Annotated in this window: 16 protein-coding genes and 1 pseudogene; 12 read left to right on the top strand and 5 right to left on the bottom strand. The window is 65.6% G+C overall.

The genetic code is table 11. The annotated features are described in order from the left end of the window. Positions 1-21: 21 nt before the first annotated feature. Positions 22-453, bottom strand: coding sequence for a YqaA family protein (locus ACUY1T_RS08070; protein WP_446021689.1), 432 nt, complete (start codon positions 451-453; stop codon positions 22-24). Positions 454-488: 35 nt separating this feature from the next. Between ACUY1T_RS08070 and thiD the strand changes: the two genes are divergently transcribed. The 3 genes from thiD to dtd all read left to right on the top strand — a co-directional run bounded on the left by thiD (position 489) and on the right by dtd (position 2,729). Beyond that, on the top strand, positions 489-1,301 hold the full coding sequence (gene thiD / locus ACUY1T_RS08075; protein WP_446021691.1) for a bifunctional hydroxymethylpyrimidine kinase/phosphomethylpyrimidine kinase: 813 nt from the start codon (positions 489-491) through the stop codon (positions 1,299-1,301). Between the two features lie 82 nt (positions 1,302-1,383). Continuing rightward, positions 1,384-2,229 carry a universal stress protein gene (locus ACUY1T_RS08080; protein ID WP_446021693.1) on the top strand — a complete coding sequence of 282 codons (846 nt, stop codon included), beginning with the start codon at positions 1,384-1,386 and terminating at the stop codon, positions 2,227-2,229. Between the two features lie 62 nt (positions 2,230-2,291). After that, positions 2,292-2,729, top strand: coding sequence for a D-aminoacyl-tRNA deacylase (gene dtd, locus ACUY1T_RS08085; protein WP_446021695.1), 438 nt, complete (start codon positions 2,292-2,294; stop codon positions 2,727-2,729). A 91-nt stretch (positions 2,730-2,820) separates the two neighbouring features. Here dtd and ACUY1T_RS08090 read toward each other — a convergent pair whose 3' ends face one another. Beyond that, on the bottom strand, positions 2,821-4,773 hold the full coding sequence (locus ACUY1T_RS08090) for an ATP-binding cassette domain-containing protein (RefSeq protein ID WP_446021696.1): 1,953 nt from the start codon (positions 4,771-4,773) through the stop codon (positions 2,821-2,823). Positions 4,774-4,849: 76 nt separating this feature from the next. On the opposite strand from ACUY1T_RS08090, the gene ACUY1T_RS08095 reads away from it, so the two are divergent. The 7 genes from ACUY1T_RS08095 (at position 4,850) to ACUY1T_RS08125 (ending at position 10,918) form a co-directional block, all read left to right on the top strand. Continuing rightward, complete coding sequence (locus tag ACUY1T_RS08095) at positions 4,850-5,374, top strand: TIGR02444 family protein (RefSeq protein ID WP_446021698.1); 525 nt, start codon at positions 4,850-4,852, stop codon at positions 5,372-5,374. A gap of 101 nt (positions 5,375-5,475) precedes the next feature. Continuing rightward, a complete protein-coding gene (locus tag ACUY1T_RS08100) occupies positions 5,476-6,492 on the top strand; it encodes a TRAP transporter substrate-binding protein (RefSeq protein WP_446021700.1) in 1,017 nt (338 codons plus the stop codon). Positions 6,493-6,719: 227 nt separating this feature from the next. Then, complete coding sequence (locus tag ACUY1T_RS08105) at positions 6,720-7,298, top strand: TRAP transporter small permease (RefSeq protein ID WP_446021701.1); 579 nt, start codon at positions 6,720-6,722, stop codon at positions 7,296-7,298. Between the two features lie 24 nt (positions 7,299-7,322). Further along, positions 7,323-8,606 (top strand): TRAP transporter large permease, encoded by a 1,284-nt coding sequence (locus ACUY1T_RS08110; RefSeq protein WP_446021703.1) that lies wholly within the window; start codon positions 7,323-7,325, stop codon positions 8,604-8,606. Positions 8,607-8,637: 31 nt separating this feature from the next. Further along, positions 8,638-9,081 (top strand): universal stress protein, encoded by a 444-nt coding sequence (locus ACUY1T_RS08115; protein ID WP_446021705.1) that lies wholly within the window; start codon positions 8,638-8,640, stop codon positions 9,079-9,081. Between the two features lie 102 nt (positions 9,082-9,183). After that, positions 9,184-9,867: an FKBP-type peptidyl-prolyl cis-trans isomerase gene (locus ACUY1T_RS08120; RefSeq protein WP_446021707.1), complete on the top strand. Its 684-nt coding sequence runs from the start codon at positions 9,184-9,186 to the stop codon at positions 9,865-9,867. Positions 9,868-9,877: 10 nt separating this feature from the next. Then, positions 9,878-10,918: a prolyl oligopeptidase family serine peptidase gene (locus ACUY1T_RS08125; RefSeq protein WP_446021709.1), complete on the top strand. Its 1,041-nt coding sequence runs from the start codon at positions 9,878-9,880 to the stop codon at positions 10,916-10,918. A 43-nt stretch (positions 10,919-10,961) separates the two neighbouring features. Here the strand turns inward: ACUY1T_RS08125 and ACUY1T_RS08130 are convergent, their stop codons facing one another. Continuing rightward, positions 10,962-11,555 (bottom strand): SCO family protein, encoded by a 594-nt coding sequence (locus tag ACUY1T_RS08130; RefSeq protein ID WP_446021711.1) that lies wholly within the window; start codon positions 11,553-11,555, stop codon positions 10,962-10,964. Next, positions 11,552-12,064 carry a hypothetical protein gene (locus ACUY1T_RS08135; protein WP_446021713.1) on the bottom strand — a complete coding sequence of 171 codons (513 nt, stop codon included), beginning with the start codon at positions 12,062-12,064 and terminating at the stop codon, positions 11,552-11,554. Before ACUY1T_RS08135 ends, ACUY1T_RS08130 begins: the two co-directional genes overlap by 4 nt. Before the next feature lie 134 nt (positions 12,065-12,198). Here ACUY1T_RS08135 and ACUY1T_RS08140 point away from each other — a divergent pair, with 134 nt between their 5' ends. Next, a complete protein-coding gene (locus ACUY1T_RS08140) occupies positions 12,199-13,116 on the top strand; it encodes an AEC family transporter (RefSeq protein ID WP_446021715.1) in 918 nt (305 codons plus the stop codon). 220 nt (positions 13,117-13,336) lie between these two features. Here the strand turns inward: ACUY1T_RS08140 and ACUY1T_RS08145 are convergent, their stop codons facing one another. Further along, positions 13,337-14,245, bottom strand: a complete 909-nt coding sequence (locus tag ACUY1T_RS08145) for a LysR family transcriptional regulator (RefSeq protein ID WP_446021717.1) — start codon at positions 14,243-14,245, stop codon at positions 13,337-13,339. A gap of 86 nt (positions 14,246-14,331) precedes the next feature. Between ACUY1T_RS08145 and ACUY1T_RS08150 the strand changes: the two are divergent. Beyond that, positions 14,332-15,186, top strand: a pseudogene (locus ACUY1T_RS08150) (DMT family transporter); the annotation flags it as partial. Between the last annotated feature and the right edge of the window lie 10 nt (positions 15,187-15,196).

The raw sequence follows: 15,196 nt of genomic DNA on the forward strand, positions 1-15,196 counted from the left end.
CCGTGTTCACTGGCCCCGCATTCACTGACAGAGGGGAGCGAGCCATGCCTGGGCGAGATAGAGCACCACGGCGTAGCGCGTCCCCTTGGCCAGGGCGATCAGCAGGATGGCCCGCCACCAGGGCAGGCGGAAGATACCGGCCAGCACGGTGAGCGGGTCGCCGATCAGCGGTGCCCAGGAGAACAGCAGGCTCCATTCGCCGAAGCGGTGATACCAGCGCTCGGCCCGTGCCAGGCCCCGTGGCGAAGCGGGAAACCAGCGCCGGTCCTGGAAGCGACGCGCATAGCGGCCCATCCAGACGTTCACCAGGCTGCCCAGGGTATTGCCGGAGGTGGCCACCAGCCACAGCGCCAGCAGCGGCTGGCCCAGGCACCACTGGCGCGCCAGCCAGACTTCCGAGCCGCCGGGCAGCAACGTGGCACTGACGAAAGCCACCAGGAACAGACTCAGCATTCAGCACTCCCAACACGCTTGCAGGACGAGACGCCATGACGAACGACCGCGCCATTCCCAACGTTCTCACCATTGCCGGCTCCGACCCCAGCGGCGGCGCAGGCATCCAGGCCGACCTCAAGACCTTTTCGGCGCTGGGCGCCTATGGTACCAGCGTCGTTACCGCCTTGACGGCCCAGAACACCCGAGGCGTACGCGGCGTACATCCAGTGCCGGTGGAGTTCATCCGCCTGCAGCTCGACACCCTGCTCGACGACGTGACGATCGACGCGGTGAAGATCGGCATGGTGGCCAGCCTCGAAGTCGCCGAGACCATTCGCGACGCCCTGCATGCACGGCGCCCCCGTTGGGTCGTGCTCGATCCGGTGATGGTGGCCAAGAGCGGCGACATCCTGGTCGACGATGCCGGCATCGCCGCGGTACGCGAGGTGCTGGTACCGCTGGCCGACCTGATCACACCCAACCTGCCCGAGGCGGCGGTGCTGCTGGCGAGCCCGGTACCGGCCAGCCGCGGCGAGATGCTGACCATGGCGCCAGGGCTCACTGCGCTGGGGGCCGGGGCCGTGCTGCTCAAGGGCGGCCACCTGCGCGACGAGAGCTGCCCCGACCTGCTGATAGGCGACGGCGACCCGCGCTGGGTCGAAGGCACCCGAATCAACACCTCCAACCTGCATGGCACCGGCTGCTCGCTCTCCTCGGCCATTGCCACCCGCCTGGCGCAGGGCGATACGCTGCCGCAAGCCATCGCCACGGCCAAGCACTGGCTCGAGGCGGCGCTGACCGAGAGCCGCCGGCTCGACGTCGGCCAAGGTCACGGTCCCGTGCATCATTTCCACCAGTGGTGGTAGCGAAACGGCGCTTGCGCCTTTGCCAGGTGCCGCCCATGCTGAAGTCTGTCCTGCCAGGCTCACCCGCAACGGAGAGACTTCAATGACTCAGACCCTGCTGTTTGCCTGCGACCTCTCGGCCGAGAATCGTGCCGCCTTCGCCCGTGCCATTCGCCTGGCCGTCGAGAGCGGCGCGCGCCTGGACGTCATTCATGTGCTCGACCCCTACCTGCCGCGACGGGTGCTGCATGATCTTGAAGAGGCGGTCGTCGCTGACATGCAGGCGATCCTGACGGATATTCGCGAAGACTATGCGCTGCCGGAGCCGAGCGTGATGTTGCAGACGGTGGCCGGTGCCACCTACGCCGAGATCATTCGCGAGGCCCACGACCGCGAGGTGGACATGATCGTGCTGGGTTCCCACCGCAAGCGCGGCCAACCCGACCTGGTCGCCGGCACCACCTTGGCGCGAGTGCTACGCAGCGCGCCCTGCCCGGTGCTGTCGGTGTCCCAGCCGGCCAACCGCGACTGGCAGGATATCCTGGTACCGGTGGACTTCTCGCTGGCCAGCCGCAACACCCTGCGCGAAACGCTCAAGCGCTTCCCCGAGGGCAATCTGACCCTGCTGCACGCCTGGGACATTCCCGGCGAACGCGAGCTGGGCTCCGACAGCGATTACGCCCGCTGGCGCGATCGCGAGGTGGAAAGACTGCGCTGTCAGCTCGAGCGCGAAACCGACCAACTGATGGGCGAACTCGACAGCGTGCCGGAAGTCGAGCTGGTGCTCGAGCAGGGCGAGCCGCTGGAGGTACTGCTGACTCAGCTGCGGCGCCAGCCTCCCGACCTGTTGGCCCTGAGCAGCCGCGGTCAGCTGGGTCGCCATAGCCATATCACCGAGGCGCTACTCGCCGAGCCGCATTGTGACATCATGTTGTGCCGCGCCTGGTAACACCCTCTGCCGGGCGTGATACCCTTTCGGCGAACTCGTAGCCAGAAAGGAAACCTCACCCTATGAAGGCCTTGATACAGCGCGTGCGCCGCGCCAGCGTAACGGTGGATGAACGAGTGGTGGGCGCCATCGATCACGGCCTGCTGGCGCTGGTGGGGGTAGAGAAGGGCGACGACGAGACCGCCGCCGAGCGCCTGCTGCACAAGCTGCTGCACTATCGGGTCTTCGCCGACGCGGCGGACAAGATGAACCTCGACCTGCAACAGGTCGAGGGCGGGCTCTTACTCGTATCGCAGTTCACCCTGGCGGCCGATACCCGCAAGGGGCTGCGCCCGAGCTTCTCCAGCGCCGCGCCGCCGGCCGACGGCGAGCGGCTGTTCCACTACCTGCTCGAGCGCGCCCGGGCGGCCTGGCCCCGGGTCGAAAGCGGCGAGTTCGCCGCCAACATGCAGGTCGAGCTGGTCAACGATGGGCCGGTGACGTTTCTACTGGAGAGTTGAGAGGGAAGAGGGAAGACAATCTTTAGCTCTAGCTTTTCATCTTCAGGACGCGAAGCGCCGGTCTTCCCTCTTCGAGCGGCGTAGCCGCGTCTTATGTCTCCGAGCGAAGCTCGGCTTCCTCCATCGCCTCGAGCGCCTCCTCGGCGGCCAGCCACTCGGCTTCCAACTCTTCCAGCCGCGACTTCAGCTCGCCCTGGCGGGCCAGCCGCTCGGTGAGCTCGGCCTTGCGCGCCGGGTCGGTGTAGAGTTCGGCCTCGCCCAGCGCCTCTTCCACTACGGCGAGTTCGCCCTGCGCCCTCTCCATCGCCTGCTCGGCGCGATCGCGCGCCTTCTTCAGCGGGCGCAGCTTCTCGCGCAGCTCGGCAGCGGCGCGGCGGGCCGACTTGCGGTCCTCCTTGGGCGCGGCGCTCTCCGCCTGCCGCTCGGCCTTGTCGACCCGTGCCTCACGGCGCTCGCCCTCCAGCCGCGCCTTGAGCCAGGCGCGGTAATCCTCCAGGTCGCCGTCGAAGGGTTCGACGCGGTGGTCGGCCACTTTCCAGAATTCGTCGACGGTGGCGCGCAGCAGGTGACGGTCGTGGGAGACCAGGATCACCGTGCCCTCGAAGCTGGCCAGAGCCTCGGTAAGCGCCTCGCGCATCTCCAGGTCGAGATGGTTGGTCGGCTCGTCGAGCAGCAGCAGGTTGGGCTTGCGCCACGCCACCAGGGCCAGCGCCAGACGCGCCTTCTCGCCACCGGAGAAACGTCCCACCTCGCCGAAGGCGTCGTCCCCCTTGAAGCCGAAGCCGCCGAGGAAGGTGCGAATCGCCTGGTCGCTGGCAGTGGGCGATAGCCGCTGCACGTGCATGAACGGCGTGGCCGCCATGTCGAGCCCCTCGAGCTGGTGCTGGGCGAAGTAGCCGACGGCCAGATGCTCGCCGGGGATGCGCCTGCCCGCCAGCAGCGGCAGCTCGCCGGTCAGCGACTTAATCAGGGTCGACTTGCCGGCCCCGTTGGGGCCCAGCAGGCCGATCCGCTGCCCCGGCAGCAGGGTCAGCTTGACCTCATCGAGCTGCACCTTCTCATGACCCGCCTCGTCCCGATAGCCGAGCCGGGCCTGATCGAGTACCAACAAAGGGTGGGAGGTCTTGTCCGAGGCGGAAATGGTGAAATGGAACGGCGAGTCGGCATGGGCCACGGCGATATCGCCCATTCGCTCGAGCATCTTCATGCGACTCTGGGCCTGGCGCGCCTTGCTCGCCTTGGCCTTGAAACGCGCCACGAACTGCTCGATCTCCTCGCGGCGCGCCTGTTGCTTGGCGGCTTCGGCCTGTTGCAGCGCCAGCTTCTCGGCACGGGTGCGCTCGAAGGTGGAGTAATTGCCCCGGTAGAGCACCAGCCGACGCCGATCGAAGTGGACGATGTGGTCGCACACCGCATCGAGGAAGTCGCGGTCGTGGGAGATCAGCAACAACGTGCCGGGATAGCGCACCAGCCACTGCTCGAGCCACAGCAGGGCATCGAGGTCCAGGTGGTTGGTGGGCTCGTCGAGCAGCAGCAGGTCCGAAGGCATGAACAACGTACGCGCCAGGTTGGCGCGCATTCGCCAACCACCCGAAAACGCCGACAACGGCCGCGCCAGGTCGGCTTGGGTGAACCCCAGCCCGATCAGCAGCTGGGCGGCACGGGAAGGAGCGCTGTAGCCGTCCAGCGCCTCGATGAGACCGTGCAGCTCGGCCTCGCGGTGGGCATCGCCGCGCTCACGCGCCGCATCCAGATCCGCCTCGGCCTGACGCAGCTCGCGGTCACCGTCGAGCACATAGTCGACGATGGCGCGATCCAGCGCATCGACCTCCTGGGCCATATGGGCGATGCGCTGCCCTCCGCTCATCTCGATCTCGCCGCGATCGGGTCCGAGCGTGCCCAGTAGCAGGCCGAACAGGCTGGATTTGCCAGCCCCATTAGGGCCGACGATGCCGGCCTTGTGGCCGGCGTGCAGGGTCAGCTCGGCATCCTCGAGCAGGGTCTGGGTGCCGCGTTGCAGGGCAACCTGGCGCAGTGCAATCATGCAGGCTCCAACTGGCAGAAAGGGTGACGACGCCGCACAGGGCCTGCTAGCAGGGCCCGGCGGCGGCGACCGGATCATGAAGAACGATTCTACCGCAACGGGCGCCGCTCTGCGGGCCGGCCTTGGCGCCGACCCGCTGTGGGATTTTGCCCTGGCCTTCTATGGCCGCCCCGGCGTGGAAGCCGCCTGCCTGCTATTGCAGGACGAAGCGGGCGTCGACGTGTGCGAGCTACTCTGGCACTGCTGGCTTTATCGCCACCGCCTGACCTTGGCACAAGAACCGCCCGGGCTCATGGCCATTCGCCGCTGGCAGGAAGAGGTGACGCTACCGCTGCGTGGCCTGCGTCGCCAGCTCAAGGCCGAGGCTGCCCACAGCCCCGGCACTGCCGAGGTGCGTCGACGAATCCAGCAGGCCGAACTGGCGGCCGAGCGTGAAACCCTGCAGCGACTCCAGCGCTTGGCCGAGCAGACCGAGCATCTGGCAGTGCTAACCACTGCTGCACCAAGTCTCGAAAATTCTCTGGCAAGTCGCTGGAAATTACAGAAAAAAGCGCAACTTTTGGCAGCTCAAACCCTCGAATGCCAGCTTGACCCTCTGTAGGGGGCACGCTAGCCTGAAAAAAGCTGTGTAGCCTTTTGTGGCTACCGATGCCTGTTGATATCGCTTTTTTCACGGGCCCAACCTGCGAGGAGAACATAATAATGAAGGCAACCAAGCTGTTGACCACTGCCAGTATCGGCGCAATGCTGTTCGGCATGTCGGCTGCCGCCTATTCCGATAACTGGCGCTATGCGCATGAGGAATTCGAGGGTGACGTTCAGGACGTATTTGCCGTCGCCTTCAAGGAATACATCGAGGAAAACTCCGACCACACCGTTCAGGTTTACCGCTTCGGCGAGCTAGGTGAATCCGACGATATCATGGAGCAGACCCAGGCCGGCATCCTGCAGTTCGTCAACCAGTCCCCCGGTTTCACCGGCGCCCTGATTCCCGAAGCCCAGATCTTCTTCATTCCCTACCTGTTGCCCACCGACGAAGAAACCGTATTGAAGTTCTTCGACGAGAGCGTGGCCATCAACGAGACGTTCCCGGAACTCTACGCCGAGCAGGGCCTCGAGCTGCTCAAGATGTACCCGGAAGGCGAGATGGTCGTCACCGTGGACGAACCGATCCGTACCCCGGAAGACCTGCGCGGCAAGAACATCCGCACCATGACCAACCCGCTGCTCTCCGAGACCTACCGGGCCTTCGGCGCCACGCCGACCCCGCTGCCCTGGGGTGAGGTATATGGCGGCCTGCAGACCGGCATCATCCAAGGCCAGGAGAACCCGATCTTCTGGATCGAGTCCGGCGGTCTCTATGAGGTCTCTCCGCACCTGGTTTTCACCGGCCATGGCTGGTTCACCACCGCGATGATGGCCAACCAGGACTTCTTCGACGGCCTCTCCGAGGAGGATAAGCAGCTGGTGCGTGACGCAGCCGATGCGGCCTACGACCACACCATCGAGCACATCTCCGGTCTGGCCGACGAATCCCTCGAGAAGATCCAGGAAGCCTCCAGCGAGGTCACCGTGACACGCCTCGACGAGGACGAGATCCAGGCCTTCCGCGAGCGTGCACCCCAGGTCGAGGAGCGCTTCATCGAAATGACCGGCGAGCGCGGTCGCGAGCTGCTCGAACAGTTCAAGGCCGACCTGGAAGCCGTATCCGGCGAGTAACCCCGCAAGCACGGGCCACTCACCGTGAAATGCATGAAGGGGTAGCCGGCCGGCTGCCCCTTCGTGTTTACGGCCAGAGCGTTACCCCGGCCAAACAGCGTTGAAGCCGGCGCACTTTTGCCGGACTCATGTCGCTTACCCTTTGGCGAGGGAAATGACGCTTCACTATCTTGCAGGAAGTCTTGCAGGGAGTCCTTGCAGGGAAGTCCCCCCAGGAGACCGGTCGCATGACAGAAGAAGATTCGGAAAAGAACTACCGTTCCACGCTCCCCGGCCCGCTCGGTATCGTCGACACATGGATCAGCCGCGCCGAGTCGGTCATTCTGGCGCTGGGCGTGATCCTGATGGCGGTGAATACCGTGGCCAACGTGATCAGTCGCTTCGCCTTTGGCGAGAGTCTGCACTTCTCCGAGGAGATCAACCGCATCCTGATCGTGATGATCACCTTCGCCGGGCTCGGCTATGCAGCCCGTCACGGTCGTCATATCCGCATGTCGGCGATCTACGATGCCTTGCCTACCGGCGGCCGCCGCTGGTTGATGATTGCGATCAGCCTGTTCACTTCACTGGTGATGTTCGTGCTCTGCTACTTCTCGATCGGCTATATCGAGACCCTTTACGGCCGCGGTCGCGTGCTGCCTTCGCTGAGCATCCCGGTATGGGCGATCTACCTCTGGGTGCCCGTCGGCTTCACCATTACCGGCATTCAATATCTGCTGACCGCGATCAAGAATCTCACCTCCCGTGACGTCTATCTATCGACCCATGTGGTCGATGGCTACAAGGATACCGAAACGGAAGTCTGACGCAGGGCGCGAGGAACAATAACCATGACACCCATCATACTCTCCATCATGATCGTGCTCCTGCTGCTGGGGTTTCCGATGATGATCCCGCTGGCGACGGCTGCCTTCGTCGGCTTCTACATGACCTTTGGCGGCTTCGGGCAGATGGAAACGCTCATCCAGCAGATGATGGGGGGCATTCGCCCCACGGCGCTGATCGCCGTGCCGATGTTCATCCTGGCCGCCGACATCATGACCCGCGGCCAGTCGGCCGGGCGCCTGATCGACATGGTCATGAGCTTCGTTGGCCATATCAAGGGCGGGCTCGCGGTGAGTACCGCCGCCTCCTGCACCCTGTTCGGCGCCGTATCGGGTTCGACCCAAGCCACCGTGGTGGCAGTGGGTTCGCCGCTGCGGCCACGCATGCTCAAGGCCGGCTACAAGGATTCCTTCACTCTGGCGCTGATCATCAATTCCAGCGACATCGCCTTCCTGATACCGCCGAGCATCGGCATGATCATCTACGGGGTCATTTCGGGTACGTCGATCGGCGAGCTGTTCATCGCCGGGATCGGCCCGGGCCTGCTGATATTGGCCATGTTCTCGGTCTATTGCATCATCTACGCCATCGTCCACCAAGTTCCCACCGAGCCCAAGTCGAGCTGGAAGGAACGCGCACTCGCGGTACGCGATGCACTGTGGCCGCTGGGCTTCCCAGTACTCATCGTGGGCGGCATCTATGGCGGCATCTTCAGCCCCACCGAGGCCGCCGCGGCCTGCGTGCTCTATGCCGTGCTGCTCGAATTCGTGGTCTTCCGTTCGCTGAAGCTGCCGGACATGTACACCATCGCCAAGTCCACCGGCCTCATCACGGCAGTGGTCTTCATTCTGGTGGCGGTGGGCAACGGCTTCTCCTGGATCATCTCCTTCGCCCAGATTCCGCAGACCCTGCTGGGGGCGTTCGGCATCAACGAGGCGGGCCCCATCGGGGTGCTGGTGGCCATCTCCATAGCCTTCTTCATTGCCTGCATGTTCGTCGATCCCATCGTGGTGATCCTGGTATTGACGCCGATCTTCGCCCCGGCGATCGCCGCCTCCGGCCTCGACCCGGTGCTGGTGGGCGTGCTGATCACGCTGCAGGTGGCAATAGGCTCGGCGACGCCACCCTTCGGCTGTGACATCTTCACCGCCATCGCCATCTTCAAGCGACCCTACTGGGAGGTGATCCGCGGCACGCCGCCCTTCGTCTTCATGCTGATCCTGTCGGCGGCGTTGATCATCATGTTCCCGCAGATCGCGCTGTTCCTGCGCGACCTGGCCTTCCGCTAGCGGGCCACCCCGATGCTGAGGAGACGCTGAGATGTTCAATCGCATACTGGTACCGGTGGACGGCTCGAAGGGCGCCCTGAAGGCGCTGCAGAAGGCCGTGGGTCTGCATCTGCTGACCGGTGCCGAGCTCTACGTGCTGTGCGTGTTCAAGCACCACAGCCTGCTGGAGGCATCGCTCTCCATGGTGCGACCGGCGAAGCTCGACATTCCCGACGATGCCTTGAAGGAGTACGCCACCGAGGTCGCCGTGCACGCCAAGAGCGAAGCGGTCGAGCTGGGCGCCGACCCGGCCCGGCTGCGCGCCTTCGTCAAGGGCGGGCGCCCTTCGCGCACCATCGTGCGCTTCGCGCGCAAGCGGGAGTGCGACCTTATCGTGATCGGCGCCCAGGGCACCAACGGCGAGAAGAGCCTGCTGCTGGGCAGCGTGGCGCAACGTGTCGCGGGTTCCGCTCACTGCCCCACCCTGGTGGTATGAGCCTGCCGTGACCGGCAGCATCGCGGGTGCGGAACCCTCGCTGCCCTGATAGAGTCCGAATACTGTTGCACGCCGCTCAATGACTACTCGATAGGACTCTGCATGAAGACACTGCTGACTTCCGCCTCCTTGGTTGCCCTGGTGGCCGCGGCGCCGTTCGTTCTGGCTGCACCGGAAACCGAGGACGAACGCCTCAGCTACAGCCTGGGCGTCGCCTATGGCCAGAGCATTGCCCAGGAGTATCCCGACCTCGATGTCGAGGCCTTCACCGACGCCATTCGCGACCTCATCGATGGCAACGACCTGGCGATGGAAGCGGATGAAATGGCCGCGACCCTCAGCAAATTCCAGCAGGACGCGCTGGCCGCTCGCCAAGCCGAGGCCGAGGAGATGGCCGAGCTGAATCTCGCCGAAGGGCAGGCCTTCCTGGCCGAGAACGCCGAGCGCGAGGAGGTCACCACGACCGACTCGGGCCTGCAGTACGAAGTGCTGGAGAATGGCGACGGCGAGAGCCCCGGGCCGAGCTCGCATGTCGAGGTGCACTACGAGGGCACCCTGGTCGACGGCACGGTATTCGACAGCTCCTTCGAGCGCGGTCAGCCGCTGAGCTTTCGTGTCGATCAGGTGATCGAGGGCTGGCAGGAAGCGCTGCAACTGATGAGCGTGGGCGATACCTGGATGCTCTTCATTCCGCCGGAACTCGGCTACGGCGCCCAGGGCCAGGGCCCCATCGGCCCCAACGAGACGCTGATCTTCCGCGTCGAACTGCTTGATGTCATGGAATGACGCCTGGCGAATGAAAGCCTCGTTCCTGTTGGCCGCCGGGCTGCTGCTGGTGTCCGCCGCAAACGCCGAAGAGCGGTTGCCGGAGCTGCCCCGGCTCGCCACCGCCCCTGGCGACCTCAGCGTGATCGGCATCTCCTCGGGAGGCTACATGGCCACGCAACTGGCCGTTGCCTGGCCGGAACGGTTTCAGGGCGTGGCGGTGCTTGCCGCAGGCCCGTGGAGCTGCGCCCAGGGCGGCCTGGGCCAGGCGCTCGGCCAGTGCATGGCGACACGGCGAGGGCCGCCCGACCTTGCCGGCCTGAACGTGCACCTGCGCGACTATCAGTCCCGCGGGCTGGTGGGAGAAGCCGAAGAGCTTGCCGCACTGCGCGCCTTCGTCTGGCATGGTGAAGCGGACAGCGTAGTGGCCCCCTCTCTCGGCATGGCACTGGCCGAGCAGTTGGCCGGCTGGCTGGCAAGTCCCGAGGAGCAGTTGAAGGTGGTCCAGTCGCCCGGCGTCGGCCATGGCTGGCCCATCGAGAGCAACGAGCGGATTCCACACAACCAGCTGGCCGAGTGCCGTAGCGGCGGCGGCACCCACATTCTGGCCTGCGGCATGGATGTGGCCGGTGAGGCGTTGGCCTGGCTGCATGGGCCGCTGGAACCAGCGCAAGCCATATCGTCAACCCAACTGTTGCGCTTCGACCAGACCCCGTTCGATGCCCGTGGCCTGGGCGATGCCGGCTACGTGCTGGTTCCGGAGGGCTGCGAGTCGGGGGGCTGCAGCCTGACATTGGCCCTGCATGGCTGTGGCATGACCGAAGGGCAGATCGACGAGGCCTTCGTCCGCTACAGCGGCCTGAACGAGTGGGCCGCAGCCAATCGCCGCGTGGTGCTCTATCCCCAGGCCAGCCCCAGCCTTGCCAACCCCCAGGGCTGCTGGGACTGGTGGGGCTTTGCCGAAAGTACCTGGCAGCTCGACCCGTTGCATGACACCCGGGAAGGCACCCAGATCAAGGCGCTGATGGGCATGATCGAGCGGCTCGAGGAAGCTGCGGAAGAGGAAGAGTAGGCTTCGAGCATCCAATGGATGGAGGGCGGCGCGGCGGGCAGCCTCAACCGCCGAGTTCATGCTCCAGCGCCGAGCGCAGCGCATGCGGCGTCGGTGAGTAGAGTACCCGCTGGAGAATCCTGCCCTCGCGATCGACCAGATAGAGGGACGAGCTGTGGTCGACGGTGTACTCCATCGCCGAGTCGGGGGTTTCCACCCGACGCCAGACCACGCCATAACGATCGGCCAGCTCTTCCAACTGCTCTTGGCTGCCGGTAGCGCCGATGAAGTCGTCACCGAAATAGCTCACGTACTCGGTGAGGCGCTCCAGCGTGTCGCGCTCGGGGTCTACCGAAACCAGCACCGGGACCACGCGACGGCGCTGCTCCTCGTCCAGCCTCTGCATCACCTGACGCATGACCGCCATGCTCATCGGGCACACGTCCGGGCAGTAGGTGTAGCCGAAGAACAGCACGGCCAACTGATCGTCCTCGAGCTGGGTCAGGGAGAAATCGCCCTGGGTCGAGGGCAGCTCCACCGGCCCGCCCCGCGGGCTGCCGTCATCGGCCTGTTGTAGCTGCTGGTAACCAAACAGACCGCCGAGAACCACCACGACGATCAGTGCGCCCAGCGCCACCCCTATACGTTGCCGCTTCATGGCAAACTCCGCTCCACCGTGAAATCGAATCGGCTTCCCAACCGGCCTTCGGGGGTTTCCACCACGACCTGAGCCTGCCAGGGCATGACCGACTCGGTACAGATCGGCACCTGGCCAACCCCCTCGAAACGACCGTTATCCTGCTTGCTCAAGGGGAAGCGATGCAAGCCCATGTCCATGTCGCGACCCACGAAATCGACACTGGCCGACCGCACCTCGATGCCATCCACGCGTACCGTCAGCGGCAGGCGTTCGAGCGCATGGATGCCCCGGGGAGCCTCGACGCTCAGGGTGAGCGTGCGCCCATCGCCAAGGCTGGCGCTGCAGGCAGCCTGGTGGAGGTCGCAGGGCAGCGTGGCGAAATACCAGTCGACATCGGGATCACCGCGTACCAGGTGCGACAGCAAATACCACAGCGCCACGCTTAGGGTCAGCAGCGTGGCCAGCATCATCAGGCGCAGCCCCGGAAAGCGGGGCTCGCCGGCATCGGGCGAGGTGGGCGAAGACATGGCAGCGAAAGCAGCACTTCCTTGGACGGCAATAGACGGTAAGCTTACCAGCATTTGCCACCCGGCCTGACGTGTACCGTTGTCGCAGGGTTTAACGGTTGTGTCGGTCAAGTCAGACGATCAAGGATACCGAGATGGAAGGCGTTGCCGATGCGCTGGGCCCCCTGTTCCTACTGATACTGCTCGGCGCCGCCCTGGGACGGCTACGCCAGCCGAACGGCGAGTTCTGGGCGCAGCTCGAAAAGGTCATCTATTTCCTGCTCTTTCCCGCCATGCTGGTCGCTACCCTGGCGACCGCCAACGTGGGCGAAGTGCCAGTGGTTCGCCTGGCAGTTGCCCTGCTCGGCGGCATGCTGATCTTCGCTGGGGTGCTCTGGACCACTCAGCGTCGCCTGGGCCTCGAGCCCGCGGCCTTTACCTCGGTGTTCCAGGGCGCGCTTCGCTTCAATACTTACGTGGGGGTTGCCGGTGCCGCCGCGCTGCATGGCTCGGCCGGTGCCACGGTGGCAGCGGTTGCCGTGGCGCTGATGGTCCCGGTGGTCAACGTGCTGTGCGTGGCCAGCTTCATTGCCGCCGGCACCCTTGGTCCCTCCAGCCTGGGCAAGAGCCTGGCGGCGCTGGTACGCAACCCCTTGATCCTGGCCTGCCTGGCCGGCATCGGCCTCAACCTCACCGGCATCGGCCTGCCCGGCTGGAGCGGGGCGACCGTGGAGCTGCTCGGGCGGGCCGCCCTGCCGCTGGGTCTGGTCGCAGTTGGCGTCGCCCTGCGCCCGCAGGCGCTGCTGCGAATCGACCGTGGGGTGTGGGCCTCCAATCTGGTCAAGCTCGTGCTGATGCCCGCCCTGGTGTTCGGCGTGGCGCTCTTGCTGGGGCTGGATGCCGTCAGTCGCGACGTGGCGCTGCTGTTCGCCGCCCTGCCCACCGCCACCTCGGCCTATATCCTGGCGCGCCAGCTGGGCGGCGATGCCGAGCTGATGGCCGCACTGATTACCGGCCAGACGCTGCTTGCCATGCTCACTCTACCCCTATGGCTGCATCTTGCAGGAAGCTGAAATAAAAAACATTCGCATTCGTGTTGACATCGATAATGAGAATGAATTACATTGGATGCGTGGTGTTGATGAGGCATCACGGCCATTAGGGGAACCGCCAGTTTCCCGCTATGGTTTCTCCCCCTCATTGCTAGTCACGGTCTTGCCTGCGCCTCCTCTGGAGGCGCTTTTTTTGTTCAGAAAACACCCCTCATTGCTGCTTTTTACTACGCTCTCTAACTCAAGACGATACGGCACCGCGCCAAGGTCCCCGCCCGCGCAGGCGCTCGCGCAGCAGTTCGGCCAGCGCCTCCGCGGCAGGCCGCGAGCCTGGTTCGACGAGCCGGGCAAAGTGCAGCCGTGCCTCGCAGCGTCCTAGAACGGGTAACCCCTCTGCCTCCCCCAGCTCGCGCATGGCTGGGGTCAAGCGTTCGCGATCGAGCACGCTGACCGCCAGGCCCTGTTCCACTGCACGCTCGATGGCGTGGATGCTGGTGCTGGTAAATACCGCATGCCAGGGCCTGCCCAGCCGTTCCAATGCCTCGGTCGCCAGCGCCCGGTAGGGGCAATCGACCTCATGCAGGGCCAGCGGCAGACTGGCCCGCTCGGTCAGGCTGGCGGCCCGCGGCGCGGCCCACACCGGCGTGGTGCGCCACAGCGGCTCACCACCGGAAATCGGGATGGGGCGGTCCAGCACCACGGCCAGATCCAGCCGCGAGCGCCCCAGCTGTCGCGCCAGTTCGCCGCTGGTGGCCGTCACCGCCTGGAGCAACACCTCGGGATGGCGCGAGGTGAACTCGGGCAACACGTCGCCGAGCAGCTCGCGGGCGTAATCCTCAGGCAGGCCGAAGCGAACCTTCCCCCGCAGGCCACGCCCGGCATAGCGGGCGATGATCCCGTCGTGCATGCGCAGCAGTTCACGCGCTTCCTGCAGCAGCGCCTCCCCCGTGGCGGTAGGCACGACGCCACGGGGCCCTCTTTCCAGCAGCCGGGCGTCGAGCAGCGCCTCCAGGCGCTTGATCTGCATGCTGATGGCACTCACGGTGCGGTGGCGCTGTTCGGCCGCCGCCGCCAGCGAGCCGAACTGGGCCGCGGCCTGGAAGCTGCGTAGCAGTTCGAGATCCAGTGTCGCCGTCGAGACTTCAGCCATATTGAATTCTACCTGCAAAAAATATCGCTTCATTGAAACCTGGTTGGCCGTCAGGCTCAAGTTCCTGGAAACCGAGGAGGACGACGATGCCACAGCAAGCCCTATCGCTGCTGATCGCTGCCGGCTTCGTGGTGTGCTGGAGTTCGGGCTTCGTCGGTGGCAGGCTCGCCAGCGCACTCGACACCCCGGTGCTCAGCCTGTTCGCCTGGCGCTTTCTGCTGGCCGCCCTGCTGGTCGCCCTATGGTGCCGGTGGAGGCTCGGCGAAGCGCCGAGGGCGGAATACATGCGGCGGGAAATGGCCGTCGGCAGCCTGACCATGGGCGGCTACCTGCTGGGCGTGATCCTTGCCATCGACCTGGGCGTCAGCGCCGGGGTCACGGCGCTGATCACTGCCCTGCAGCCGCTGCTGGCGGCGGTGCTGGCAGGCCCTCTGCTGGGAGAACGCCTGCGGCCGCGTGGCTGGCTGGGAATGGTCATCGCCACCCTGGGCGTGGCGCTGTGTGTGGCCGCCGACATGCAACAGCCGCTGGCCGCGCCGTGGTGGGCCTATCTGCTGCCGCTGCTGTCGGTGGTCTCGGTCACGCTTGGCAGCGTACTGGCGGTGCGTCAGGCGCCCGCCATGCCGCTATCGGCCACGCTGCTGGCCCAGTTGCTCGCAGCCGCGGGAATCTTCCTGCTGGCCGCGCTGGTGGTGGAGGGAGGAAAGCTGTCACCGCCGACGCTGGAACCCTCTTTCCTCGCCGCCATCGGCTGGCTGGTGGTGCTGTCGAGCCTGGGCGGATACGGCTTCTTCGTCGCCAGCCTGCGCCGGCTGGGCGTCACGCTGACCTCGGCGCTGGTGCACCTGACGCCGGGAGTGACGCTGCTGTGGGCCGCGGCGATGTTCGGCGAGCGCCTTGGCCCGACAGGGCTTATTGGCATGGTGCTGGCCGGCGTCGGTGCCGGCCTGG

Source organism: Billgrantia sp. Q4P2 (genome assembly GCF_052806135.1).

Excerpts from the sequence above, each read along its gene's own strand:
- ACUY1T_RS08070 (WP_446021689.1), bottom strand. The coding sequence starts at position 453 with ATGCTGAGTCTGTTCCTGGTGGCTTTCGTCAGTGCCACGTTGCTGCCC.
- thiD (WP_446021691.1), top strand. The coding sequence starts at position 489 with ATGACGAACGACCGCGCCATTCCCAACGTTCTCACCATTGCCGGCTCC.
- ACUY1T_RS08080 (WP_446021693.1), top strand. The coding sequence starts at position 1,384 with ATGACTCAGACCCTGCTGTTTGCCTGCGACCTCTCGGCCGAGAATCGT.
- dtd (WP_446021695.1), top strand. The coding sequence starts at position 2,292 with ATGAAGGCCTTGATACAGCGCGTGCGCCGCGCCAGCGTAACGGTGGAT.
- ACUY1T_RS08090 (WP_446021696.1), bottom strand. The coding sequence starts at position 4,773 with ATGATTGCACTGCGCCAGGTTGCCCTGCAACGCGGCACCCAGACCCTG.
- ACUY1T_RS08095 (WP_446021698.1), top strand. The coding sequence starts at position 4,850 with ATGAAGAACGATTCTACCGCAACGGGCGCCGCTCTGCGGGCCGGCCTT.
- ACUY1T_RS08100 (WP_446021700.1), top strand. The coding sequence starts at position 5,476 with ATGAAGGCAACCAAGCTGTTGACCACTGCCAGTATCGGCGCAATGCTG.
- ACUY1T_RS08105 (WP_446021701.1), top strand. The coding sequence starts at position 6,720 with ATGACAGAAGAAGATTCGGAAAAGAACTACCGTTCCACGCTCCCCGGC.
- ACUY1T_RS08110 (WP_446021703.1), top strand. The coding sequence starts at position 7,323 with ATGACACCCATCATACTCTCCATCATGATCGTGCTCCTGCTGCTGGGG.
- ACUY1T_RS08115 (WP_446021705.1), top strand. The coding sequence starts at position 8,638 with ATGTTCAATCGCATACTGGTACCGGTGGACGGCTCGAAGGGCGCCCTG.
- ACUY1T_RS08120 (WP_446021707.1), top strand. The coding sequence starts at position 9,184 with ATGAAGACACTGCTGACTTCCGCCTCCTTGGTTGCCCTGGTGGCCGCG.
- ACUY1T_RS08125 (WP_446021709.1), top strand. The coding sequence starts at position 9,878 with ATGAAAGCCTCGTTCCTGTTGGCCGCCGGGCTGCTGCTGGTGTCCGCC.
- ACUY1T_RS08130 (WP_446021711.1), bottom strand. The coding sequence starts at position 11,555 with ATGAAGCGGCAACGTATAGGGGTGGCGCTGGGCGCACTGATCGTCGTG.
- ACUY1T_RS08135 (WP_446021713.1), bottom strand. The coding sequence starts at position 12,064 with ATGTCTTCGCCCACCTCGCCCGATGCCGGCGAGCCCCGCTTTCCGGGG.
- ACUY1T_RS08140 (WP_446021715.1), top strand. The coding sequence starts at position 12,199 with ATGGAAGGCGTTGCCGATGCGCTGGGCCCCCTGTTCCTACTGATACTG.
- ACUY1T_RS08145 (WP_446021717.1), bottom strand. The coding sequence starts at position 14,245 with ATGGCTGAAGTCTCGACGGCGACACTGGATCTCGAACTGCTACGCAGC.